The organism is Thiovibrio sp. Mzg5 (assembly GCF_055379285.1).
Genome location: NZ_AP022872.1, coordinates 303,006 through 326,852 on the forward strand (window position 1 = coordinate 303,006; position 23,847 = coordinate 326,852).

Annotated in this window: 22 protein-coding genes and 1 pseudogene; 17 read left to right on the top strand and 6 right to left on the bottom strand. The window is 53.3% G+C overall.

The genetic code is table 11. The features are described from left to right. Positions 1–4 precede the first annotated feature (4 nt). Positions 5–514: a nucleoside deaminase gene (locus ACZ46D_RS01410; RefSeq protein ID WP_464928254.1), complete on the bottom strand. Its 510-nt coding sequence runs from the start codon at positions 512–514 to the stop codon at positions 5–7. A 170-nt stretch (positions 515–684) separates the two neighbouring features. Here ACZ46D_RS01410 and ACZ46D_RS01415 point away from each other — a divergent pair, with 170 nt between their 5' ends. Beyond that, entirely contained in the window at positions 685–987 is a 303-nt protein-coding gene (locus tag ACZ46D_RS01415) for a hypothetical protein (RefSeq protein ID WP_464928255.1), read from the top strand. A gap of 51 nt (positions 988–1,038) precedes the next feature. Here ACZ46D_RS01415 and ACZ46D_RS01420 read toward each other — a convergent pair whose 3' ends face one another. Together ACZ46D_RS01420 and ACZ46D_RS01425 are read right to left on the bottom strand one after the other, a co-directional pair. Continuing rightward, on the bottom strand, positions 1,039–1,854 hold the full coding sequence (locus ACZ46D_RS01420) for an SDR family NAD(P)-dependent oxidoreductase (RefSeq protein ID WP_464928256.1): 816 nt from the start codon (positions 1,852–1,854) through the stop codon (positions 1,039–1,041). A 33-nt stretch (positions 1,855–1,887) separates the two neighbouring features. Continuing rightward, positions 1,888–3,450, bottom strand: a complete 1,563-nt coding sequence (locus ACZ46D_RS01425) for a lytic transglycosylase domain-containing protein (RefSeq protein WP_464928257.1) — start codon at positions 3,448–3,450, stop codon at positions 1,888–1,890. 648 nt (positions 3,451–4,098) lie between these two features. On the opposite strand from ACZ46D_RS01425, the gene ACZ46D_RS01430 reads away from it, so the two are divergent. The 8 genes from ACZ46D_RS01430 (at position 4,099) to ACZ46D_RS01465 (ending at position 11,705) form a co-directional block, all read left to right on the top strand. After that, on the top strand, positions 4,099–6,393 hold the full coding sequence (locus ACZ46D_RS01430) for a chemotaxis protein CheA (protein ID WP_464928258.1): 2,295 nt from the start codon (positions 4,099–4,101) through the stop codon (positions 6,391–6,393). Between the two features lie 92 nt (positions 6,394–6,485). Then, positions 6,486–6,986 (top strand): chemotaxis protein CheW, encoded by a 501-nt coding sequence (locus ACZ46D_RS01435; RefSeq protein ID WP_464928259.1) that lies wholly within the window; start codon positions 6,486–6,488, stop codon positions 6,984–6,986. 39 nt (positions 6,987–7,025) lie between these two features. After that, a complete protein-coding gene (locus ACZ46D_RS01440; protein WP_464928260.1) occupies positions 7,026–7,886 on the top strand; it encodes a CheR family methyltransferase in 861 nt (286 codons plus the stop codon). A gap of 169 nt (positions 7,887–8,055) precedes the next feature. Next, positions 8,056–8,535 (top strand): chemotaxis protein CheD, encoded by a 480-nt coding sequence (locus ACZ46D_RS01445; protein WP_464928261.1) that lies wholly within the window; start codon positions 8,056–8,058, stop codon positions 8,533–8,535. Beyond that, positions 8,532–9,377 (top strand): HDOD domain-containing protein, encoded by an 846-nt coding sequence (locus ACZ46D_RS01450; RefSeq protein ID WP_464928262.1) that lies wholly within the window; start codon positions 8,532–8,534, stop codon positions 9,375–9,377. Before ACZ46D_RS01445 ends, ACZ46D_RS01450 begins: the two co-directional genes overlap by 4 nt. A gap of 211 nt (positions 9,378–9,588) precedes the next feature. After that, positions 9,589–10,026, top strand: a complete 438-nt coding sequence (locus tag ACZ46D_RS01455; protein ID WP_464928263.1) for a response regulator — start codon at positions 9,589–9,591, stop codon at positions 10,024–10,026. Between the two features lie 179 nt (positions 10,027–10,205). After that, positions 10,206–10,607 carry a chemotaxis protein CheX gene (locus ACZ46D_RS01460; protein WP_464928264.1) on the top strand — a complete coding sequence of 134 codons (402 nt, stop codon included), beginning with the start codon at positions 10,206–10,208 and terminating at the stop codon, positions 10,605–10,607. Between the two features lie 66 nt (positions 10,608–10,673). Further along, positions 10,674–11,705 (top strand): protein-glutamate methylesterase/protein-glutamine glutaminase, encoded by a 1,032-nt coding sequence (locus ACZ46D_RS01465; protein WP_464928265.1) that lies wholly within the window; start codon positions 10,674–10,676, stop codon positions 11,703–11,705. A gap of 9 nt (positions 11,706–11,714) precedes the next feature. On the opposite strand, the gene ACZ46D_RS01470 is transcribed toward ACZ46D_RS01465, so the two are convergent. Continuing rightward, positions 11,715–12,263 (bottom strand): methylated-DNA--[protein]-cysteine S-methyltransferase, encoded by a 549-nt coding sequence (locus tag ACZ46D_RS01470; RefSeq protein WP_464928266.1) that lies wholly within the window; start codon positions 12,261–12,263, stop codon positions 11,715–11,717. A gap of 391 nt (positions 12,264–12,654) precedes the next feature. Here ACZ46D_RS01470 and ACZ46D_RS01475 point away from each other — a divergent pair, with 391 nt between their 5' ends. The 3 genes and pseudogenes from ACZ46D_RS01475 to tatC all read left to right on the top strand — a co-directional run bounded on the left by ACZ46D_RS01475 (position 12,655) and on the right by tatC (position 15,584). Continuing rightward, positions 12,655–13,701, top strand: coding sequence for a D-alanyl-D-alanine carboxypeptidase family protein (locus ACZ46D_RS01475; protein WP_464928267.1), 1,047 nt, complete (start codon positions 12,655–12,657; stop codon positions 13,699–13,701). A 137-nt stretch (positions 13,702–13,838) separates the two neighbouring features. Next, entirely contained in the window at positions 13,839–14,543 is a 705-nt protein-coding gene (locus ACZ46D_RS01480) for a 5-formyltetrahydrofolate cyclo-ligase (RefSeq protein WP_464928268.1), read from the top strand. Between the two features lie 292 nt (positions 14,544–14,835). After that, positions 14,836–15,584: pseudogene (gene tatC, locus ACZ46D_RS01485) on the top strand (twin-arginine translocase subunit TatC). Here tatC and ACZ46D_RS01490 read toward each other — a convergent pair. After that, complete coding sequence (locus ACZ46D_RS01490) at positions 15,569–17,425, bottom strand: tetratricopeptide repeat protein (RefSeq protein WP_464928269.1); 1,857 nt, start codon at positions 17,423–17,425, stop codon at positions 15,569–15,571. The pseudogene tatC and the gene ACZ46D_RS01490 overlap by 16 nt on opposite strands. Positions 17,426–17,635: 210 nt before the next feature. After that, positions 17,636–17,950, bottom strand: coding sequence for a hypothetical protein (locus ACZ46D_RS01495; RefSeq protein WP_464928270.1), 315 nt, complete (start codon positions 17,948–17,950; stop codon positions 17,636–17,638). Between the two features lie 505 nt (positions 17,951–18,455). On the opposite strand from ACZ46D_RS01495, the gene ACZ46D_RS01500 reads away from it, so the two are divergent. The 5 genes from ACZ46D_RS01500 to ACZ46D_RS01520 all read left to right on the top strand — a co-directional run bounded on the left by ACZ46D_RS01500 (position 18,456) and on the right by ACZ46D_RS01520 (position 23,622). After that, positions 18,456–20,222 (top strand): flagellin N-terminal helical domain-containing protein, encoded by a 1,767-nt coding sequence (locus ACZ46D_RS01500; protein ID WP_464928271.1) that lies wholly within the window; start codon positions 18,456–18,458, stop codon positions 20,220–20,222. Positions 20,223–20,511: 289 nt separating this feature from the next. Then, positions 20,512–21,879, top strand: coding sequence for a flagellar filament capping protein FliD (gene fliD / locus ACZ46D_RS01505; protein ID WP_464928272.1), 1,368 nt, complete (start codon positions 20,512–20,514; stop codon positions 21,877–21,879). Positions 21,880–21,940: 61 nt separating this feature from the next. Continuing rightward, positions 21,941–22,378 carry a hypothetical protein gene (locus ACZ46D_RS01510; RefSeq protein ID WP_464928273.1) on the top strand — a complete coding sequence of 146 codons (438 nt, stop codon included), beginning with the start codon at positions 21,941–21,943 and terminating at the stop codon, positions 22,376–22,378. Positions 22,379–22,576: 198 nt separating this feature from the next. Then, entirely contained in the window at positions 22,577–23,080 is a 504-nt protein-coding gene (gene fliS, locus ACZ46D_RS01515) for a flagellar export chaperone FliS (RefSeq protein ID WP_464928274.1), read from the top strand. Positions 23,081–23,232: 152 nt separating this feature from the next. Continuing rightward, on the top strand, positions 23,233–23,622 hold the full coding sequence (locus ACZ46D_RS01520) for a flagellar protein FlaG (protein ID WP_464928275.1): 390 nt from the start codon (positions 23,233–23,235) through the stop codon (positions 23,620–23,622). Positions 23,623–23,847 lie beyond the last annotated feature (225 nt).

The window sequence follows — 23,847 nt, forward strand, 5'->3', positions numbered from 1 at the left end:
CCGTTCAGGGTTGGGCCAGGGTGTATTCTGCCAGCAGGCTGCCCTGCCAGTAGTTGTTTTCCGGGCTGGTGAAAAAGGCCTTGAAAAGGGCGAGACTTTCCTGGCGCAGGATATGGGGCAGGATGCGCACCTCCGGCGCCATGGTCCGGTACAGGGGGGTGAGGCTCGTAAGCTGCAACCCTGTGCCGCCGCCCATGGCATCTTCGTAGGCATAAACAAAGGTGCGGATGCCGTTGAGCAGCATGGCACTGTAGCACATGAGGCAGGGCTCCATGGTGGAATAGACCGTGAGGGTCTGGCGATCAATATCCGGCCGGCGACCGAGCAGATCCCTGAGGGCGACAATCTCGGCATGATCCAGCTCGTTGGCGGTTTCGCTCCGGCTGTTTTTGCGCCGGCCCATGGCCACCGGTTCGCCTCCGGCGACAATGACGGCGCCCACCGGAAATTCGTTGTTGGCCAGGGCTTGTTGCGCCTGCTGCAGGGCAAGGTGCATGAATGTTTCGTGAGGCATGGAAAACCTTTCAGTTGGAGGTGATTTTGTCTTACCAGTCTACCCGGAAGCCGTCAAGCCGGAAAGCGGGCGGAAATCCACGATGGCGAGTACCAGGGAGTGCTTGAAAAACGCGGAAAAATAGGGTAGTGAGTTCGGCAGAATATAAAAAAAAGACCGAGGAGAAATCGATGAACGCGGAAGATATGCAATGCATTCCCTATGAAGTGGCCAAGAAGCTGGTCGGCGCGGTGATGGAAGAGGAGCACCTCTACGAGTCCAACCGGCGGGTGTTGACTGTCTATGGCACGAATGATCAGGAGATCTGCTGGTTCGATGCCGAAGACATCTTTGCCGAGATGGCAGCCAGCGAGGGCGGGATTCCTAAAAACGAAGACGACATGAAGGCCAAGGCCGTGGAGCTGGTCCTGCATCAGATCCCCAAATGGGCGGTTGAGGATCTGCTTAAGAGGATGGGGCTGGAAAAGAAGTAAGCGGCAAAATGATGATGTCCTCACAATAAAAGTAGAAAATATTTCCTGCCGTCATTCCACCCCCACCGGCATGGGCGGGATTTTCTCGCCGCCCAGCACATAACCGCCGTCCATCCGCAGCACCGCCCCGGTCATGTAGGTGGCATCCCGCAGCAGAAAGAAAACCGCGGCCATGATTTCCTCGATCTTGCCGGTCCGCTGCAGCAGGATATGCTCGCGGATGGCGGTCTGTTGCTCCGCGCTGAGCAGACTCCAGCCTCGGGTCTGTTCACCATGCCTGGTTTCAAAAAACCCCAGCATCAACTCATTGACCCGCACTGTAGGAGCGCCTTCTCTGGCCCAGGTTTCCGTAAAGGAGGAGATGGCGCGATTGGCTGCGCTGTAGCCATCGTTGAAGATGAGGCCCGCCGGTCCTGAACGGCCGACAATTCCGGCAATGGACGAGAGGGTGATAACCGCAGCCTCCGCGCTCTCCTGCAAAAGGGGCAGGGCAAAACGCATGACCCACCACTTGGCCCGCAGGGTGGTGGCCATCTCCAGTTCCCATTGCTCCGGGGTATAGGGTCCGTGGACAATGGGCATGCCGCCGCGCTCAATATTGTTGATGAGGATGTGGAGGCCGCCGTAGCGGGTCTGGATGGTGGAGAGAAGTTCCTGGATGGCGGCCGGGTCGCGCAGGTCGATTTTTATTGCCAGATGATGATCGCCAAGGGCGGCAAGTTCTTCCTGCATGACGGCGGCTTCTTCGGGCCAGTCATAGTGGGTGAGCACCACCGTTGCCCCGGCCTTGGCCAGGGCGAACCCCACTGCCTTGCCGATACCCTTCGCCCCTCCGAGAACAAGGGCTATTTTGCCTTGAATTTTCATCCGCTGTCCAAGCCTCGGGTTGTTTACAGGGCGTTATCTTTTTTTGCCGGAGCCGGATTTTTGGGATGATGGCGCCGGAGATTTCTTGGCCTTTTCTTGTTTGGCTGGAGGTGTGGATTTCTTTTCTTTGGTCACCGGGGAAAGAACCCGTTTTTCGGATGTTTCTGTCTGTTTTTTCTGTTTGAGGTTGCGGGATTTGTTTTTTTTGCCGGGCCGGGGATCGGACGGCTCCGTGCGGATGGAAAACAAGGGGATGCTGGCCCCGGCCCGAGCGAGATGCAGCGGCTCGTCACTGAGCCTGTAGGCGGTGGTCTGGTAAGGGATTCTCAGGTGTTGCCCCAGGGAAAGGCGCTCCTGCTCGAGATTGTTGGCCTTCAGCAAGGTGATTTTGCTCAGTTTGTATTTCCGACTGATGGTGGTCAGGGTCTCGCCGCGTTTCACCTCGTGGGTATTAAATTCGGTGACCGTGACCGGACGGACCTTGGGGAGATTTTTGAGCACCAGATCTTTTTTGCCCGGCGGTACCCGGAGCGGGTAATCCGCTTCGGTGGGCGGGGTGATGGCCTTGGACAGGTGCCGGTTGAGGGCGAGAATCTCCTCCTCGGGAAGATTGCAGGCCAAGGCCACAGCCTTGATCGGGGTTCCGCGGGGCACATGGACAGTCTCGTAGTCCAGCGGCTCGTCATAATCAATATCGTCAAACCCGTACTTTGTAGGATCCTTGGCAATCATGATGGCGGCGATGAGCTGCGGGACATAGAGTTTTGTCTCCGAGTGGATATACTGGCTCTGGGCAATCTCCCAGAAATCCTCGGTGTCGGAGTGCTTCATGGCCCGCTTGATTGTTCCTTCCCCGGCATTATAGGCGGCCACCGCCAGATGCCAGGAATCAAACTGTTTGTACAGGTTTGAGAGATAGGCGACCGCCGCCTTGGTCGATTTTACCGGATCGCATCGTTCGTCAACATACTTGTTGACTTCCAGCCCGTAGCTCTTGCCGGTGGCCCGCATGAATTGCCAGGTGCCCACCGCGCTGGCCGGGGAAGAAATCGTGGTGTTGAAGCCGCTTTCAATCATGGGCAGGTAGGCGAGATCCAGGGGAAGTCCGGCCTGGGCAAGCTCTTTTTTTATCATGGGCAGATAACGGGAGGAACGGGCAAGCCAGCGGGCAAAGGTCTTGCGATGGCGGTTTGTGAAAAAATCCAGGTAGTATTCCACCTGGTCATTCATTTTGAGCGGGAAATCGCAGGACTCGATTTCTTCCCCCGGGCTGAGCAAGGGAAGCACATCCCAGGCGTTGAGTTGCGCCAGCTCTGCTATTTCCGGACTTACCGCCAGCTTGAGCGCTTGGGGGTCTGCCTCTTCCGGGGTTGTTTTTTCCTCTGGCTGGGCAGGTTTTTTGGGTTGTACGGCAGGGGCGGTTTTCTGTGTGTACACCCTGGGCACGGGTTCCGGGACAATCAAGGCGGTGCTCTGATTTCCCACCGGGGCACAGGCGGTGAAGCCACTCATAATCAGAGCAGCAGCCGCCAGGATCAGGAAAAGCCTGGGCAGAGGAGGGAATAGAAACCTGGAGATCTCGGGATGAGTATGCAAATCGTGTTTCCCTGCTGCGGTAAGCCGTCGTTCAAAAAAGATCATAACAGCAGCGTTAACGGCGTTGGAATCCTGTGACCGATAATAAGGAGCCGAAGAAGCGCCGTTTACCCTGCTGTTAGCGGCGATGGGCACTGCAATGGTTATTTCCGTCTCCTCGATTTTCTGATACCAATCTGATCGGGATATCTGGAGGAAACCAGCGAATGGTTTTTACAAACTGGGCAACTTGCCGGATTTTTGCCAGCGGCAAACTGACATGATACCCCAAATTAATGCTCAGCCACTTTTACAGGACAACCCCCCTTCCTGCAATGAAAAAACACGGCATCACTTGAGAATAGTTGTTATTTTTCTTGTGATTTCAGCATGTTGTTCTATCTTTGGCTGCGAGGATGTAGTCGCTTTGGACCCCGGCCTTGCCGGGGTGATGACCTTTTGCGACACCATCGCATTGTGCGAGAATAGGCACGGCATATTCGCCCGGGTACGGACACTCACAGTGGGGCGACAAGAAAAAACTTGCAATATTTATTGATGTTTGCGCAGGATGGAAGCATAATATGACACGGTATCCTGTTTGCTCTAGGCGGTGAGCACCATTTCCTGTCGGTCTTTGCTTTTTTCGTTTTGCTAAGGAGTGCATGTATGTCAGTTGGTCATAAACCATTGCCCGATCTTCTGGATGAAATGGCCTTGAAGATTCTGATGATTGAGCCTGGCGACCTTTCCATTGTTGGAGAGTTGCTCGACCTGATTGAGAAGTTGTTGCCTGGGCAGGCCGCTGCGGATATTCCGATGGTTATTCAGCGAATGGCCGCAGCCTTCAAGGGGGCTCTTGAAAAATTCATCATGGGAGATCTGGCAGATTCCGCGGAAAACTATGATCTTCTCGGTCAGTGCATTAGCGAGATGCAGGAGTCGGCCCGGAAAGAGGGCCGGCCCGGGGAGAAAATCCTTGAGCAGTTCTGCGATAACATGAAAAAAATCGGTTTTTCCTTACAACCATCGGCGCTTATGGGGAAGACCGAAGCGGCGGCTGCGGGGATGGCCGAGAACGAAGATGCGACCATGGCGGAGGAAGCCTGCGCCGTCGCCGCGCCGCAGGCGCATCCCGCGGCGGCGGGCGGGCCGAGCCAGGAGGCGCTGCCTGATTTTCTCCAAGATACGGACCTGCTGGCCGGATTCATTGAGGAAGCATTTGAACATCTTGAGTCCATCGAGGTCAACGTGCTTGAGTTGGAGCAGAGCCCGGATGACCAAGATATCATTAATAATATCTTCCGGCCATTCCATACGATCAAGGGTGTTTCCGGCTTTCTCAACCTGAAAACCATTAACAGGCTGGCCCATGCCACGGAAAATTTGTTGGACGATGTGCGTAATGGCAAACGCGCCATGGACTCCGCAGTCATTGACATAGTCCTGACCGTCGGCGATGCGCTGAAATCCATGGTTGAAGACATCAAGAATGTCTTGCAGAATGGACCCGCTAATTACAAGGATACCGATATCAGCAGCTTCCTGGCGAGCATCACCCAGCTGCAAGAAGGAGGAAGTGAGGCCCCATCGGTCGAACCTGTCTCTCCGCCGGCGCCGGATTTGCTGCCGGAACTTCCCGAAGAAAGTGAAGAGGCGGAACCATTGGCAAGCGAGGAGGAGGCTGAGCCAGTTGCCCCGTCCAGGGCGGCCCCTGCCAGGGCTGCGCAGGTCGTTGCCTCCCCGAGAGCCGAGCCCCCGGCAAGCTCTGCGGCTCGTTCTTCTGCCGATTCGGGCCAGAAAAAAATCGGCGCCTCCATCAAAGTTGATGTGGAAAAACTCGATGCTCTGGTGAACGCGGTGGGTGAACTGGTGATCATGCAATCGCTGGTTCGTCAGAATAAGCTTGTGTCCCGGATCGCCGACCCCAAGCTGACCAAGGATTTTTCCCAGCTGACCCGAATCACCTCGGAGTTGCAGCGCACTGCCATGTCCATGCGCATGGTTCCCATCAAGCAAACCTTTGATAAAATGATTCGGTTGGTCCGTGATCTTTCCAAAAAATCAGGGAAAAAAGTGGACCTGATCATGGAAGGCGCTGATACCGAGATTGACCGCAACATGGTGGAATCCATCTACGACCCGCTTGTCCACATGATGCGAAACTCGGTGGACCATGGCATCTCTCCCCCGGCCGACCGGGAGAAGTGCGGCAAGCCGGAAACCGGCACCGTTTTTCTCCGCGCCTACCAGAAAGGCGGGAGCATGATGATCGAGATCGAGGACGATGGCGAGGGGCTTAACACCCAGAAAATTAGAAAAAAAGCCATTGAGCGCGGGTTGGTCAGCGAATCCGATAATCTGTCCGATTTTGAACTGAACAACCTTATTTTTCTTCCGGGTTTTTCCACAGCGGACAAGATTACCGATGTTTCCGGCCGTGGGGTGGGCATGGACGTTGTGAAAAAGGCGGTGGAAAAGCTGCGGGGCAAGGTGGAGGTGCAAAGCCAGTCGGGCAAAGGCTCTTTGTTCATGATTCGCCTGCCCTTGACCCTGGCGATCATCGACGGCATCATTGTCCGGGTCGGCAGCGAACGGTACATTATTCCGACCATTGCTATTCAGGAATCCATGCGTCCGGATCGCACAAACTACAGCACGGTGCACGGTCGGGGGGAGAACCTGTTGGTCCGCGGCGAGCTGGTGCCGATTATTAGGCTGTATGAAAAATTTGGTGTACCCTCTACCTATACGGACCCTTGTGACGCCATTGTCGTGGTGGTGGAAAATGAGGGGAGGCGTCGCGCCTTGATGGTTGATGAACTCCTGGGCAAGGAGGAGGTCGTCATCAAAAACCTCGGCGGCCTTGATGTGCCCGGCGTTGCCGGAGGTACTATTCTCGGCGATGGCAGGGTTGGTCTTATTCTTGATCTGGCCGGTGTTATTGCCAATAAGGCGGATTGAGTTTTTTCGCAAACAGGCGGAGTTGTGGCATGTTTTCATCCCAGGGGCAGAGGAGTCGCCCTGTGGGCCTTTCATGAAAAAGGAGGATGTTGATGGAAGCAGCAAGCGTAGCGCAGAATTTAGGCCAAGGGGCGGAACTGGCAGGGAAATATCTCACATTTTCCTTGGGAAATGAGGGGTACGGCGTCGGAATTCTCAGCGTCAGAGAGATCATCGGGGTCATGGAGATTACGGCTGTGCCGCACACCCCGTCTTATATTCGGGGGGTAATCAACCTGCGGGGCAAGGTTATTCCAGTGTTGGATCTGCGGCTTAAATTCAACATGAATCACAAGGAATATGACGAGAGAACCTGTATCATCGTGGTCGAGGTGCAGGGGCAAACGGCTCCGGTGCAGGTCGGCATGGTCGTTGATTCGGTTTCGGAAGTACTGAATATTGCCGCCGGTGAAATCGAACCTCCGCCTTCCCTCGGTTCTTCGTCTGAAACCGAAAACATTCTGGGCATGGCGAAAACCAAAGGCGAGGTCAAGATTCTGCTTGATGTGGACAGGGTTGTCGGCGAAGGGCTTTTGCAGCAGTTGGCCTCCTAGCAGGGAGATTTTCTGCCTGGATACCAAGGGGGCGGTTTTGTGGCATTGAATAATGACGGGTCAAGCGGTATTCGCTATCAACAACTCAGCGATGGGTTGTTTCAGAAATTCAGCGATCTGGTGTATGAAAAAACCGGAATTTTTCTGAAGCCGGAAAAAAAAGAACTGCTGAACGCCCGCCTGGGCAAAAGACTGCGGGCCACCGGGATAGACTCGTTTAAAGAATACTATGCGTATGTCATCCACGACAGGTCTGGGGATGAGCTTGTTCATCTCATCGACAGTGTTTCCACCAATTTCACTTCATTTTTCAGGGAAAACTCCCATTTCGAAATATTGAAATCCACTGTTCTGCCCGCCTTTGTCAAGGAAGGGCGGGGGAAAAACAAGGAGATTCTTCTCTGGTCCTCCGCCAGTTCTTCCGGCGAGGAACCATACACCATGGCCATGGTGGTGGAGGATTTCGTCAGTCAGCATCCAGGGACGCGCTATCGCATCATGGCCACTGATATTTCTACCCGGGTTTTGGCGCAAGCGAAGAGGGGCGTCTACACCGATGAAAGGATTGCGAAGGTGCCAAAGGCCTTTCTGAAAAAATATTTCCAGAAAGGGGTGGGCAGTTCCGATGGCTTTGTGAAGGTTAAGGAAGATCTGCGCCGGATGGTGCATTTTGACCACTTCAATCTTATGGGTGATTTCCCTTGGCGCGAGGCCATAGATGTTATTTTCTGCCGAAACGTCATGATCTATTTTAACCGGGAAACCCAACAGGAGCTGGTGCGCAAATTTCATCAGGCCCTTACCCCGGGTGGCTATCTTTTTATCGGCCATTCCGAAAGCATCAGCGGTTTGAATCATAATTTTACCCAGATCGATGCGACCGCATATCAAAAACGATAAAGTGACTATTCAGCTAAAAGCGAAAAAATAGGCTGAAACATCCCATTTGTAACTGTTCAGCAGCGCTGTTTCGCTGTTGCCGCAGAGGTGGTGCTTGAATAGTTACACGCTGAAGTCCGTTGCCTTGAGTGAAGGGCTTGGGCAATGACGGTTATAGGACAGAGAACGCATGAAGATAATCGTTGGCATTTCAGATATGAAGGTCAGCAATAAGCCGGACGATGTCCTGATTACCTATTCCCTCGGCTCCTGCATCGGGGTGGTGGTCTGGGATCCGGTGGCCAAGGTCGGGGGAATGTTGCATTACATGCTGCCGGATTCCTCTCTTGATAAGGATAAGGCGGAGGCCAAGCCCTTCATGTTTGCCGATACCGGCATCCCCAGGTTGTTCAAGGAAACGTATAAGTTCGGAGCCATTAAAAATCGTTTGATCGTCAAGGCGGTCGGCGGATCACAAATCATGGACAACGCCGGGATCTTTAATATCGGCAAGCGAAACCAAGCGGTTTTGCGGAAGATGTTCTGGAAGAACCAGATCATGCTGGCCAAGGAAGATGTCGGTGGTACGGGAAACCGTACGGTGAGTTTGGAGATCGGGACAGGGATTACCCATTTGAAGGTTTCTGGAAGAGGGGAGTTTGAGTTATGAGCCGTCTGGATGAGATACTTTCTCTGGTAAAGCATGTTCCGCCCTTTCCCAAGGTGGCCCAGCGGGTTTCGGAGATGTTGAATGACCCGGAGGTGAGTGCCACCGCGCTGGCCGAGGTTATTCAATACGATCAGGTGATTACCGCCAATGTATTAAAGATTTGCAATGCCGCTTATTTTGGATTGTCTCGCAAGGTTTCTTCCTTGGATGAGGCCCTGGTTATTGTCGGCAATGATACCCTCAAGGATATTATTATCACCAGCAGCAGTGCCCGTTTTTATAAAGGCGCCGCCGGCGAAGGCTACAAGCTGGATCAGGGGGAGCTGTGGAAACATTCCATTGCCGTGGGCATCATGGCCAAGGAGCTGGTCAAGTATGTCAAGGGTGTGGAGCCGGGGAGTGCCTATACGGCAGGGCTTTTGCACGACATCGGCAAACGGTTTCTGAGCAGTTTTGTTGCCGATGATTTTAAAAAAATCATGATGAAGGTGGTCCAGGACGGCTGTTCCTTTGTCGAGGCGGAGAAGGAGCTGGTGGGGGCATCCCATGCCGAGTTGGGCGGGATGATCATGAGCCAGTGGGATTTTCCCAAGGAGATAGAGCTGGCTGTTTTGCAGCACCATGACCCGGATGCCCTGGAAAAGGATCCCCTTACCGCGATCGTGGCCTTGGCCAATGCCCTGGTGATCAGCATGGGGATTGGGGTCGGGGCTGATGGCTTGTCCGTGAAAATGCAGGGTGGAGGCTTGAAAAGGTTTGGCATCACCTCCATGCATCTTGAGCTGTGTATGGCCAATCTTTTCATGGAGCTCGATCGGGCTCAGGAGCTTTTTCATATTTAGGAGGGTTCGGCAGGCGCTGTTACGAATCCTTCTGCGTTCGTGCCATTTGAAACGGCGCGGGTATTTGGTTGCGAAGACTGTAGAAGGATTACATTCATCCCCGAATTCTTCCGCAGCCTGCTGAGCTGAGTGGAACAGTTGGGGAACCGGGCAGCGCGGAAAGTGGCGCATGTCCAAGGTGGAATAATTTAAGGAAGCGGGAGAGAGGGCGATGGCTTTCAATATTTTGGTGGCAGACGATTCTGAAACCATGCGGGCCGTGATCAAGAAAACCGTGAGCATGTCCGGGGTGCCTGTCGGAGAGTTTCATGAGGCGGCCAATGGCAAAGAGGCTCTGGCTATTTTAGCGCGAACCTGGATCGATGTGATTCTCTCAGACATCAACATGCCGGAAATGGGCGGGATGGAGCTCTTGCAAAAGATCAGCGAAGATGCGGACCTGCGAAAGATTCCCCTGATCTTCATTACCACCGAGGCCAGCGATGCCCGTCAAGAAGAGGCGCGAAAATTTGGCGTCGCGGGCTACGTGAAAAAGCCGTTCCAACCGGAGACCATCAAGGCAATCCTCTATGAGGTGCTGGAAAAGGCCTATGCACACAGGCTGGAAGAGAAGCCGGGCGAAGAAGCTGGTGGGGATGGTGATTTCTAATAGTTGTTACGGAGAGTTATACCTGTCTGCCATGTGTAATCGCACGAAGAAGGGGAATGGTCGGGCGACGAGGCAGGTTGCAGATGATTGGGGATTGGGAAAAGAGCCGGGAGGATTGTTGAATGGATGAGGATTTGCGGCGGGTCATATTTGCAACTTTCTCAGAGGTTTTTGAGACCATGTTTTTCACTTTTCTGGAGCCGCTTGAAGAGGCGCCAGGAAAAGAAGAGCTCGGTCGCGGCAAGTTCGTCGAGGCCACGATCAGTTATACCGGGGGCTGTAATGGCACTTTCCATTTTTATTTTCCCTGGGAGCTTGGCAAGAATATCACCGTGAATTTTCTCGGGGTTGATGAGGATGGGGTGCCGGACGGGCAGATCAAAGACACGGCTGCGGAAACGGCAAACATGGCCATCGGCAGTTTGCTGGGCAAATTGGACCCAGGGGGTAAGGCCTCGCTGGCTATTCCGCAAGCCCGGGTGCTTGATGAGTTCTCTCCGGAGACCCTGCTCGGCGCGACCGGGCTTTGTATGTTTAGCACCGAATTCGGGATTCTTTGGGTTGTCGGAACCCACGCGTAGAAGGGGCAAACCCCGGGGAAAAATGGGGTTGTTTTTTTTGAGATACCAGAAAGACAAGAAGAGCTCATGAGAAAAATACGCGTACTTGTGGTGGATGATTCCGCGGTGGTCCGCAAGGTTTTCAGCGAGGAATTGTCACACGAAAAAGACATCGAGGTCGTGGCCACGGCGCCAGACCCTTATGTGGCCAGGGATAAGATCGTCGCCCTCAAGCCCGATGTGGTGACGCTTGATGTGGAAATGCCCCGGATGGACGGCATTACCTTTCTGAAAAAGCTGATGCGTTATTTCCCGCTTCCGGTCATCATCGTCAGTTCCCTGACCAAGGCGGGCGGAGCTCTGGCCATGGAGGCCATGGACAGCGGGGCGGTTGATGTTATCTGCAAACCAGGCGAGGCCTATTCAGTCGGCGACATGAGCGCCCAGCTTGCCGAAAAAATCCGCGCTGCCTCCCATGTGAACATGGCGCAACGGGCCCTGCATCTTGCCACGGTTCGTCCCGCCGATGCCCCCCGGCTTTCCCTGACAAAGACGACGAATAAATTGATCGCCATCGGCGCCTCCACCGGCGGCACCGAAGCCCTGAAGGATGTTCTTACCCAGTTTCCTGCCAATGCGCCAGGGATCATGATTGTCCAGCACATGCCTGCCAACTTTACCACCAGTTTTGCCGAGAGGCTCAATAGCCTTTGTCAGATTCGGGTAAAGGAGGCGCAGGATGGGGATTCCGTTGTGCCCGGCACGGCTTTGCTTGCGCCGGGGAATTTTCATATGGTTCTGCGCCGCAGTGGTGCCCGGTACTATGTCAATATCAAAAGCGGGCCGCTGGTCTGTTATCAACGGCCCGCAGTGGATGTTTTGTTTAATTCGGTAGCTGCCTACGGCGGGGCCAACGCGGTTGGCGTTATCCTCACCGGGATGGGCAAGGATGGCGCGCAAGGCATGTTGAAGATGAAAGAGGCTGGCGCGCAAACAATCGCCCAGGATGAAAAAACCTGCGTCGTTTTTGGGATGCCCAAGGAGGCCATCGCAGCCGGCGGAGTGGACAAGGTTGTTCCGCTGTACGATATCCCCGCGGAGATTATGAAGATGCTTTAGCCTTTGTGGCTAGAGCCGGTTTTTGCTTTCTCGCCTCATGGTCCGTTGTTCCAACTGCAGGAGGTGTTTTTTTACATCGGACCCTCCGGCAAATCCTCCCAATCCGCAAGAACCTGTCACCCGATGGCAGGGGATAATAAGAGCCAGGGGATTGGCGTTGCAGGCCTGTCCCACCGCCCGGGCAGCGCCAGGGTTGCCCAGGGCTTGCGCCAATTCCCCGTAGGTCTTCGTTTCTCCATAAGAAATTTCGGCGATACAATCCCACACGCGTTTCTGGAAGGTGGTACCCTTTTCCACAAATGGCGATCTGGCCTGCGGTGGAAATTTCTGGCGGCGGCCCTCGAAAAATTCCCCAAGCAGATCAGCAAAATAATGGCGGCCGGTGCTGTCTGTTATGCCCGAGAGATCGTGGTGTTTTTCAAGCCACTGTTTTGCCATCTCATGTTTTTCCGGGGAGAAGGTGAGATGGATGGGGAGATTGCCGAGACAAATGACTTGGCCGTGTATTTTTTTGAAGGTGAAAATGAAGGTGAGGTAGTGCCCCGATGGGGATGGCATGGTTGTTCTCCCAGGGATATTCGGTTATAATTTTTTCTTTCTTCGCATCGCAGATAAGCGTCTTTCTTCGGCAGGCCGCGATTGCAACAGCGATGGCTTGGTATGCTTTCATTTAGGTTACGGACTTGGTGCATTGTTTCCTTTTTATGAGACCGTCTGTAAAGGGAAAGGAGGCTATGGTCGATAAGGAAAGATAGAAAGAATTCTCCGCTACTGGGTCTGTAATTTTTTTCGTGGTTGGAAAAACAATAAATCAACAAGATAGGACAAAAACCTCAAAAAAAAACTTGATTTTGTAGGCAAGTATAAATTATAGCTAAATAGAGTTCTAGTAATTTGAAATTATAAGCCTTTTTCTGGATAAACTTTTCAACCTGAATGTGGATACCCTATGAGTTCTTTTTCTTTCCGACATATTCTCTCTGTTGCCTTGCTTGTTTTTCTGCTCGCTCCTCCGGCAACTGCGCAAAATCATGTGAAAAATGCAAAAGTGGTGTCCTTGACTTCGCTGCACAAATTTGCGCCTGACCAGGGAAATATAACACCAAAGCAGGAAAGGCGGGCAAAAGTAGTCACGCTTGTTGCCCACGAAGAGCCGAAAAGTGAATGGGCGGGAGAAGAGAGCAACGCCGCAAACGCCGCACTGCAGGGAAAACTCACCTGTCGCAGCGCTTGTATCATGGATGCCAAGACCGGCAGGGTTTTGTACAACCGCAGTGCCGATCGGCCTGGTCAGCCTGCCAGCACCATTAAAATCATCACCGGCCTCATTGCCGTTGAAAGTTTTAATGGCAATGAGATGGTGCGTGCCAGCGCGTATGCCGCGAACATGCCGGCTTCGAAGGTTTACCTGAAAAAAGGCGCTTCCTATCAGGCCAACGATTTGATTAACGCCGTGTTGCTTGCTTCGGCAAATGATGCCAGCGTGGCTTTGGCGGAAAAGGTTGCCGGTTCGGAGCAGGCCTTTGCCCGCTTGATGACCAAAAAGGCCGAATCCCTTGGTGCACAAAATACCATCTGTAAAAGCGCCAATGGCTTGACCAAGGAAGGCCAGCAAACCACGGCCCGCGATCTGGCTACGGTTTTTAACCGGGCCATGCATAACCCCGAGTTTGCCGAGCGCATGTCAACCACCCAGGTACACACCAGTGACGGCAAGGTGTTGCGGAGCCACAATAAGGCCTTGTGGACCTTGGATGGCGCGGTTGGCGGAAAAACCGGCTATACGGTGGCTGCCGGCAAAACCTATGTCGGGAAATTCCAGCGGAACGGTCAGGCCATTATTGTTTCATTGCTGGGCAGCGCCTCCATGTGGGATGATGTCGCCACCCTGGTCGAGCACGGATTTGCTAAACAGGAAATGGCTTCCCGGCTACCGGAGGAGATCTCCGGTAGCGTACGGGTTTCGCAGGTCAACCAGAAGAGCATGATACGATAAAAAACATTTTCAGTACGCAATGTTGACCGGAAAAAGGAAGAAAACCTGAGTTGCAAGAAGGACAGTCATAACAAGAACAAAGCCGACAGGAACTCGCCTGGCGGCTTTTTTTGTTAAAACCAGCAGCGGGCGCGGCCATGATTACTAAAGAAGAGGTGCGGGCAGCTTTCCCGGATGCGCCGGAGGGGAGTGGTTCCGGGAAGTCCGCCGAGCTGGTGCGGCGGCTTGAGAAGTATCGGGAGGCCAAAAGGATATTTGTCGGGCCTACCGCAAGATTGCAACAGATCAGAATCAACGCCCTGACGGACGGCAAGGAGCTTTTGGTTCCCGCGCCTGGCTTAAAAGAGGGTTTCTATCTCCTGGCGCCATATGAAATACCCTTCAAGCACCTGAGTTATGCCGTGGGGTACAAAGGGCTTGTCCAATACGGTCGCCGGGTTGCGGTGGAGGAGCTTTGTCAGGGGCCAGTGGGCCTGCTGATCACCGATTGTTTGGCCGTGGATCCGGCTGGATATTTTGTCGGCGAGGGCAAGGGTTTTTTTGACCTTGCGGTGGCCATCCTCGCGGAGTTGCGTGGGCTTGCCCCCGAAGCCGAGGCATACGCACTGGGAGAGCAGGAGCAAATTCTTGAGCAGGAAATTGAGCGCGGTGCTTGGGATATCCGCCTCAATGGTTTCATAACTCCTGATGGCATGGCCCTTCATAATCCAGGTGGCCATGCTGATTGTCGGGTTTTGTGGGATATGTTGCCGCCGAAAAGAATTCGCAAAATCACCCCGCTGTGGAAATTGAACATGCAAATCAAGGATGCCCTGAGCGCGGCAGATAAAACTGTTCAGTGAAGGTCGAGGGTGTCTTTTTTTTGTCGACGCTCGTCCTTGACCGGCGTTGGGAATTAGGGGTAGTATGGCTTGGCTTGTATTTTGAGCCTCTTGCAAAAGTCCAAAAGCTTCCTCTCCCCTCGGAGTCTGCGCTTACCTGCGGGAGAGGGGCGGGGTGAGGGGGAGTGCCCAATGGAATCTGCAGATTCCAGTTTCACCCACCCCCAGCCCCCCTCCCGTCGAGGGAGGGGGATTTAATTTGGAAGAGTTTTGCAAAAACTTCTCTTGAACGATTTTTTTTAGGTGGTCGGGTATGGATGATTTTCAAAAACAGGCTCTTACAGAACACCTGACTGAGTTGCGCAAGTGCCTGATCTATTCCTTGCTCGCCACGGTGGCAGGGTTTGCCCTGAGCTATTCCTACAGCAAAGAGCTTGGCCAGTTGCTGTTCAAGCCCCTGTACGAGGCCATGCCTGCAGGCTCCAGCCTGATTTTTACCTCGTACCAGGAAGGGTTTTTTTTTATCTAAAGCTTTCCCTGGTTTCCGGGCTTCTCCTGGCCAGTCCGGTGATCTTTTACCAGATCTGGCGGTTTGTGGCTCCAGGCCTGTATCAGCATGAAAAACGGGTGATTCTGCCTTTCAGTCTGCTCTCCTCGCTTTTCTTTTTTGGCGGCGCTGCCTTTGGCTATTTCGTCGTATTCCCTCCGGCCTTCAAGTTTCTGCTCGGCTACTCCAATGATTTTTTAAGCCCCATGCCCACGGTAAAGGAATACTTTTCCCTCTGCCTGCGTCTGCTCATTGCCTTTGGCGTTATTTTTGAACTTCCCATCTTTATGGTGCTGCTGGCCAAAATGGGCATGGTCAATGCGGCCTTTCTGAACAGGCACCGCAAGTATGCCATCCTGTTTGCCTTTGTTATCGCCGCCATCCTTACCCCCACCCCGGACGTGATCAATCAGTGCCTCATGGCGTTCCCCCTGATTGTGCTCTATGAGGTGAGTATTGTCGCGGTTTGGCTGCTGGGGAGAAAAAGATTGGCCGGGTTTCAGGGTGAAAAATGAGGGGTTATGGCATGCTCTGCGACAAGCAAGGCAAGAGCGGCAGGATAAAGATGATGGTCGTCAATATGGTAGCGACCATGGGAAAATCCTTGGTCGTCGCAGGTCAGAGAATAATTATCGAGGAAGGTCCAGCCCTTTTGTAGCGTGGCACGTTGTAGATATTCATTCCATAGCCGGGGAATGGAAACATAGGTAGGGATTTCTTCAGCCGTTAAACCGCTAACGGTGCTCCTTGTTGGCGCAGGAACACCGAGCAGCATCAACCTGAATTTTCGTCCCTTCGTTACCTCAGAAACAAATTCAAGATAGCCTTCCACAACATCCCGAACCATCTTCTCTACCGATAGATGTTGAAACTTTTTTATCCAGGCAGAATATATTCCCTCGTCGGTTCGGCAATCAATTTCGCCAAAAGAGAGGATGGCCGTGCTGCCATCAGGAATATCGGCGATATTCCTGAGCAATTCTTCCTTGTATTGGTTGTGTCTTTTTTGTGAAAGGTGGTATGCCTTACATCCCATGACCAGCCTAGCCACTATTGTAAATGGATTTTCATCTATACGTACAGGGAGATTGGCAAAGCTGAGACAGTGGCTGTCACCGAGCATATATGCCGGAAGGGAATTTTCAGCAGAATACAGGTGTGGGGAGTTTGTTCTGTAATCCGTTAGTTTTTTCAGCAGGCAGTAAAAAGCCAGCCTGCTTTTTTCATAGATGTCTTCAGGTTTCAGGTATTGGATTGAGGCCGCGGCATCAAGATATTCGGTGCATCTGGCAAGATTGCCGATCATCCACGCCTGCAACGCCGTTTGGAGATAGAGCCAGTTCCTGTTTTGTTCGTAGAGATGTTGGTTTGACAAGCTGGCGTCAACCAGCTTGTCAAACTGCTCCCAGTCTCGGGTTATGAAAAGAAGTGTCGCAAGCAACATATACACCTCGGGGATGTCGGGATCAATCCGCAAGGCTTTGCGGCAGGAAACTATGGCCCCATCAAGGTTCCCGATCTGTTTGAAGGCAGAGCCCAGGTTCCCGTAAGCAAGGGCAAATTCCGGTGCCAACTCAATGGCCTTCTGGTAGCCGGCGATTGCCTCATTCAGGTGTCCCTGATCCTTGAGGGTGGTGGCCAAGCCAAAGTGGAAATCGGCAACAGTCGGATTTATGCGCAACGCCTGCTGAAAACAGCTTATGGCGGCATCCAGTTTGCCCTGTTCGTGAAAAATAATTCCCAGCCGGTTATACACCTCTGGAAAATCTTCTTTTGCCGCCAGGGCCTTCTGGTAACATAAGACGGCATCTTTTAGCCGATTCATGGATTGCAGGGTGACGGCCAGGTTATAGAGGGATTCGGCGTGGTCGGGGTTTATTCGCAGGGCCTCTTGGTAGGAGGCAATCGCCTCGTCGAATTTACCTTGGTTATGGAGAGCTGTTCCCAGGTTGTTGAGCGCTTCAATATAATCCGGCTTTAAGAGCAGGGCCTGTCCGTAACATGGCACGGCTTGATCAAATTGCCCCAGATCTTTTAAGGCATTGCCTAAATTATAATAATACTTTGCTTTTGCAGGGTCTTCGTGGATGGCTCTCTGGAAGAGTGTGACTGCTACGGCATGCTGTCCGCGCTGGCAGGCCATGATCGCTTGCGCATGCAATGTTTCCGCATGATTTGGGTTTATGGCCAGGATCTCTTCGTATATCTTTTCCGCCTGTTGCAGGTTTCCAGATTGGTGATTTTTGATGGCCGTTGCCAAGGCTTGCTCAATATCGAAGGAGGGCCTTTGGTTGGAGGGAGCATTTGGGAGCGGCCTTCCCGCGGCAAAATGTTTTTGTTTTTTGGGGGGACGCATGGGGCGATGATACCTTGAGAAAGGTGATGCCTGTTTTTTGAGGGTTGCCTGCAAAGCAGGGCATCAATGTCAGGCTGCCACGGATGTCTACTCAATCTAGTGGAGTCTGTTCGAATTTTCAACAATCATTAAAAAAGCAGGGGTATCTGTTTGGTCGAGGGGGGCGGATTGTCGGTTCGATATAATCCGTTCAGGTGGGGGGCAACAGGGTCAGGCCAGAACGTTGATGATTTTTCCGGTTGTCTTGGTTTGCTGGGGCTGGTTGTTCTTTCGGCTTTCAGCCTGGGCCGAACTTACTCTCTCCGCTGCTAGTCGTTCTTCCGCCTGCGCGGCGCGCAGGTTGTTTTGGGATTCTTGGACCGAGGCTTGGGCCGCCGCTGTGTTTTGCGCGGCTCTTTGCTGCTCTGCCTGAGCCTGCCGCACTTTCTGCATTGTTCCTTGGCTGTCCGTGGTTGTTTTGGAAAAGTCCTTGGCGGTCAGGCGAGAGGGTGGTGCTTGGGTTGATGAGCTTATTTCCGGTCCCATGGTATCACTCCTTTTAGCACGGAGAAGACGGGAAAATTGTGGTGACTATGAGCCCCAGGCCTCCGTCGGGGAGACGACTTTTGCAAGTACCTTAATATATATTTTTTATATCCATAATGCAAATATACCGTAAGCATCTTCCCGCCTTGGTGCAATTATCCTTGACCTAGCCCCTCACCCACATCCTGGACTTTGCCATAAAAAGTCGCCAGTTCGAGCTTCACCCGCCCCCCAGCCTACTCCCGTAAAGAGAGGGGGAGCTTATGTGGAAAAACAGTCGGGCAACGGGGAGTCCAGCTCGAATATTTCTTTTAAAGTTTCACCTGTGGGGGTCGATAAGAAAATTAAGCAATGAGTATAATGCGTGTAGGGTTTGGTCAAAAAGGAGGTGACGGTTAGAGTTGCCAGACACACCTACCAAGAACTGCAATAAAAACGAGATACGCTTTAAAACGCCGGCAAGGAAGCCGGTATTCAACAACACACACAACACGGAGGTTTCACCATGGGTTTCAGAATCAATACCAACATCGATGCAATGACTTCTCACCGCAATATGCTTGGCACCAGCGGTGCGCTGAGCAAGTCTTTGGAGCGTCTTTCTTCCGGTCTGCGGATCAACCGCGCCGCTGATGATGCTTCAGGTATGACCATTGCCGACTCTCTGCGGGCGCAGGGTTCCGGTCTCGGTCAGGCCATGAAAAATGCCGGCGACGCCATCTCTCTGGTACAGGTTGCGGACGGTGCGTTGGACGAGTCTATCAATATCGTTAACACCATCCGGACCAAGGCTATCCAGGCTGCTTCCGACGGTCAGAACACCGTTTCTCGGGCAGCTATTCAGGCCGACGTCAACAAGCTGCTGGAAGAGATGAACATCATCGCCGACACCACCGCTTTCAACGGCCAGACCCTGTTGAAAGGCAACTTCACCAACAAATCCTTCCAGGTTGGCGCCTATGCCAACCAGACGGTTTCCGTTTCCATCGGCAACGCTGATGCAAGCCATGTCGGTCGGTTGGCAACCACCAGTTCCACCGCCACCCAGACCAACCTCACCACCCTCGCCTCGGCGGATATTGTGGCGAGTGCTGACACTGCCGACGGCCAATGGGCGATCCCGACCGGCGCTAACTTCACCCTGAATGGTATCAGTATTGGTGGCTATCTGGGCGCGCAGGGCGGGAGTATGTTGTCCGCGAAAGGTACTGCCGCTGCGATAAATGCTATTACGGATACCACCGGGGTCAAGGCTACTGCTGTCACCAACTGGAGCGGTACGACCAATGTTGCTGCCGCGACTATCGCTGACGGCGGCCTGCTGATCAACGGAACAAGTATTGGTGCGGTTTCCGTGTTAACCAATGATGCGTCCGGAACCTTGGTAACGGCCATCAACGCGCAACAGGCCACCACCGGCGTCAGTGCTTCGGTGAACGCCAGCGGTCTCTTGACCTTCACCGCTGCGGATGGCCGTGACATCCAAATTAGCGGAGCCTCCGCTACTGCTGCTGTATTGGGAACAGGTCTTGCCGCCAATACGACAAGCGTTGCTATCGTTGCCGGTACGGCTGCTGCTGCTGGTCAGGAATTCACCCTGGATGGCATGAACGTTGTTTGGGCTTCCACCACCACCGCGGCTACGTCTAGCTCCAACTTGGCTACTGCCCTGAACGCCTTAAAAACGGCTGGAAGCATTAGTAGTAACTATACCATCACCGATGATCTTGCTGGTACAGTCACTATTACCCGGGCCGATGGAAAGGATGTAAATATTCTTCGCAGCACCGCTGATGATGCCAGTGTTACCATTACTGGTGGTGGTGTAAATGGTTTGGTGAAGAACTCTTCTTATCATGGGCAGGTAAGCCTTACTTCTTCTAATACCATTACCGCTGCTGGGGACGCCTCCACTTTGGCATCCTTTGGCTTTACCGCTACCACTGTTGCTGCCTCCGGCGGTATTGCTGATGCCAACGTTACCACCGCTACTGCCGCACAGACCACCATCCAGCGCGCTGATTCGGCTCTGGAGGCTTTGGACAAGGTCCGTTCCGGTCTTGGTTCTGCACAGAACCAGGTGGAAGCAACCCTGCGTAACATCTCCGTAACCCGGGTTAACATCCAGTCGGCTGAATCAGCCGTTCGTGACGTTGACTTCGCCGAGGAGAGTTCCACCTTCGCCAAGATGAACATCCTGGTGCAGGCTGGTAGTTATGCTCTGTCTCAGTCAAACACAGTGCAGCAGAACATCATGACTCTGCTTCGTTAATCCATCGGGCGGATGGGCTGAAGATGGTTGGTAATTAGCCACTCTTCAGCCCCATCGCCTGAGGATGTAGCTGTGGTTTTTTGTACAAGGTAACAAGTGAGGGGGCGGCGGTTTTTGGCCGCCAGCCCCCCTTTTCTTTAAGCAGATGAACAGGCTCTGGCCCAATATTTTGGCGCTTCGCCAGGCTCGGCACGAACGGAAGATACAGTAACCCGTTCGCCCCTAGCGTGTCGAAGAGTAAAGTCGAACGTGGGTAAGCGGCGTAACACCTAACAGAGGCGAGAATCGTATGGCTGGTTCAGTTTCCACGCTTGGCGCAGGATCCCAGATGGATCTGCAGGGGATTATTGACAAGCTCAAGGCTGCGGATCAGGTGCCGATCACCAATATCAAGGCACAGCAGCTCCAGTACAAGGATCAGCTGGCCGAGTTCGAAACCGTGAATACCAAGTTGTTGGCGGTCAAAAACAAGGCTCTGGATTTGTCTTTGGACACCACCTTTTTGGCGCGGCAGGGTTCTTCGTCGCAGCCGGGCTTTTTGACCGCCACGGTCAGCAGCGGCGCCAGTGTCGGCATCTCTGCGGTGACAGTGGGCCGGTTGGCAAAGCAGAACTCCTGGCAGTCTTCCGGGGTGGCCACGGCCAATGCCGTGGTTGGTAGCACCACAGGCAGTTTTGCCTACACCGTCAATGGTACGCAGGCCAGCGTGGCGGTTTCCGCCACCACCACACTGCAACAACTCAGCGACGCCATCAACAACGATGTCAGTAATCCCGGAGTCACCGCCAGCGTTATGGATGATGGCACCGGCACGGCCACCGCCTTTCATTTGGTGCTGGTTTCCAAAAATACCGGCGACACCAACGCCGTAACCATCGGCACCAACAACACCAATTTGATCTTTACCGAAATCCAAGCCAAGGGTGTCCTTGACGCCCAGGTGACCATTAACGGTCTCACCTACAATCGGGCCACCAACACTATCAGCGATATTATCCCGGGAGTCGCCCTGAATTTGGTAGCCCCTGGCGCCTCATCACTCACGGTCACCAGTGACATGGCCAGCGTCAAGAATAAGATTGTAGCCATGGTTGATGCCTACAATGCGGCGGCGAAAGAGATTGCCGATAATTCCAAATACGACCCGGAGACCAAGGTGGCGGGGTCCCTTTCCGGGATTTCCACCTTCAAGCGCTTGACCAGCCAATTGAATCAGACTTTGGTGACCTCCATTGTTGGGCTGGGCGGAGCCTATGATAACATGACGGATATTGGCCTGAGCTTTAACCGGGATGGCACCGCTTCCCTTGATGAGACGGTCTTGGCAACCGCCCTGGAAAACAACCCGGAAGATGTTCAGCGTCTTCTGGTGGGCGATACCACCAAGGGGATTGACGGGGTCGCTACCTTGTTGAACGCTCAGTTGCGGGACATCACTAAGGCGAGCCGTGGGGTGATCGCCAACGAGAAGGATCGGGTTGATCAAACCATTCAGCGGCTGGATGACCAGATCGAAACCATGACCACCAGGCTGAACAATAAATACGACCTGTTGACGAAACAGTTTGTCCAGCTCGACACCTTGCTGAGTAGTTTTCAGAAGCAGGGGGATTTTCTGACCGCCCAAATTGCGAGCCTAAGCGCAAGCAAGAATTGATGAGCCCGCGGCTGGAAAAGAGCTAAATTGAGCGCTGCGTCTTGAGGGGAGAATAGGAAAGATGGCAATGAATGCGGCAGGGCAACCGGCAGTGGAGTTGGTGGAGATGGTCGTGGCCCTGTATGAGGATCTGGCCCTGGTGACTGCCGCATTTTTAGAAGCGGTTCAGGATGGGGTGCCGGATGAGGCGGCGCAGACGCTCTTTTGGGCGGCGCGGACAGATTTGGTCGGGAGATTGCAACCGCTTCTTGCTCAGGAAGAGCATTGGCTTGGCCACAGCGCCGGGCGCAAGCAGGCGGAGCACCGGCAGGCCCTTGCTCATCAGTTAGAGGAAATGGAGTTGGTTGCCGCCCTTGACGCCCAGATTTCCTCTCGGCTTGCCGTCTTGCAGGCCCAGGTCGGCGAGGAGCTCAAGTCTCTTGGCCAGGGCAAGAAAGGGCTTGTCGGCTATCGGGTTGGGCTGAAAGGCGAGCCCCGGTTTTGTCGGAAAACTGCTTGAATTTGGTATGGTTTTGCGAGGAAAGGCCGGGAGGAATTTCTTCATGGTTTTCCCGGAACTTGCCGATAAATAAAGCATTGGCGAGAGCGTGGTGTGTTGTGCCTGGCCAGGGAATGAAGATTGTTGGCACAGGGGTGGTCTTGCAAAAGACCTTGGGGGTATCCGGGGAAAAATTATTTTGTGAAAAGGAGCGTGGACATGGTCTCAAAGCAAGCAAGCAATGCGTATTTTCAGGCGCAGGCAAGTGCGAAGATTCATCCTGCCAAACTTATTCATATGCTGTATGAACGGCTTTTGCTCAACCTTACCTGTGCCTGTGAGGGACTTGAGGAAAATGACATTAAAAAACGGGGAGAGAACCTTTCCAAGGCCATTGCCATTATTACGGAGTTGAACTGCTGTGTGACGCCGGGGGATGAGTCCGAGCCGGCCCAGTTCCTGCGCGGCATGTATGAGGCGATGTTGATAGAGCTGGGTAAGGTCGCGGTGACCAAGGATGTGGCTGTTGTCCGGCAGGCCCATAAGTATGTATCGCGTCTGAAAGAAATCTGGGAAGAAACCGCCATGCGGGAAAATGGTTTTGCGGTTGAGCGGAAAATCGAGTGTGCAACAGAAGTTGCCCATGAAGAAGCGGCAATCGCCTACCCGCATTTTCAGGAAAAGAAAGTCGCTGTCGCCGCCAACATGTGCTTTTTGGTCTAAAGTATTGCCTCCCCCGTTTTTGAGGGTGAGAGACAAGGAAAATAGGGGCCTGGTCGAAAAAGTGTCAAGAAAAGACCTGGCTTTCTGTTTGAATAAAGGGATGCTGTTGTGGTTGGCATGGAAGGATAGTGGAGTAACAAAGGGAGGTTGTCATGGACGTCAATAGTATCAGCGGTGAGAGCAAGAGTTTTGGCAGTGTGCCGCCGGTTGCCCCGGCCATGGTGCGCCAGGATAAGCAAAAAATGCCGGTAATGCCGGTTGCCTCCAGCGCGGACACCGAAAGCGGCAAGGCATTGTCGCAACAGGAAGGAAAACCTTCCCGGGAGCAGACAATACAGTATGTTCGGGAGATCCAGGCGCGTTTCGACAAAATGGGAACGAACCTCCAGTTTTCCATCGATAACAGCTCGGAAGACGTTGTGGTGAAGATTACCGCCAAGGATAGCGGTGAGCTGATCCGGCAGTTTCCCTCGGAGGCGATATTGCAACTGCGAAATCAGTTGAATGATCTGGTGGGAACGTTGTTTGAAGGTATGGCATAACCGTTTTTCGGTTAGTTACATGCCCTGAATATGCTGCCTGTGTTCTAAAAAAACAGGATGTTGGCGGCAAGCCGCTATACTTGCGCCCACGGCGCCCCCTCGCTGATTCCCCCTTTTTCTCCCTCCAAGAAAAAATCTTTTAAAACGTGAAAGCCCCCCTTGGGGGGATTTTTTTGTTCCCCGACTGCAAGGGAAAGCGGCTCACTTTTTTGGGTAAGACTTTTT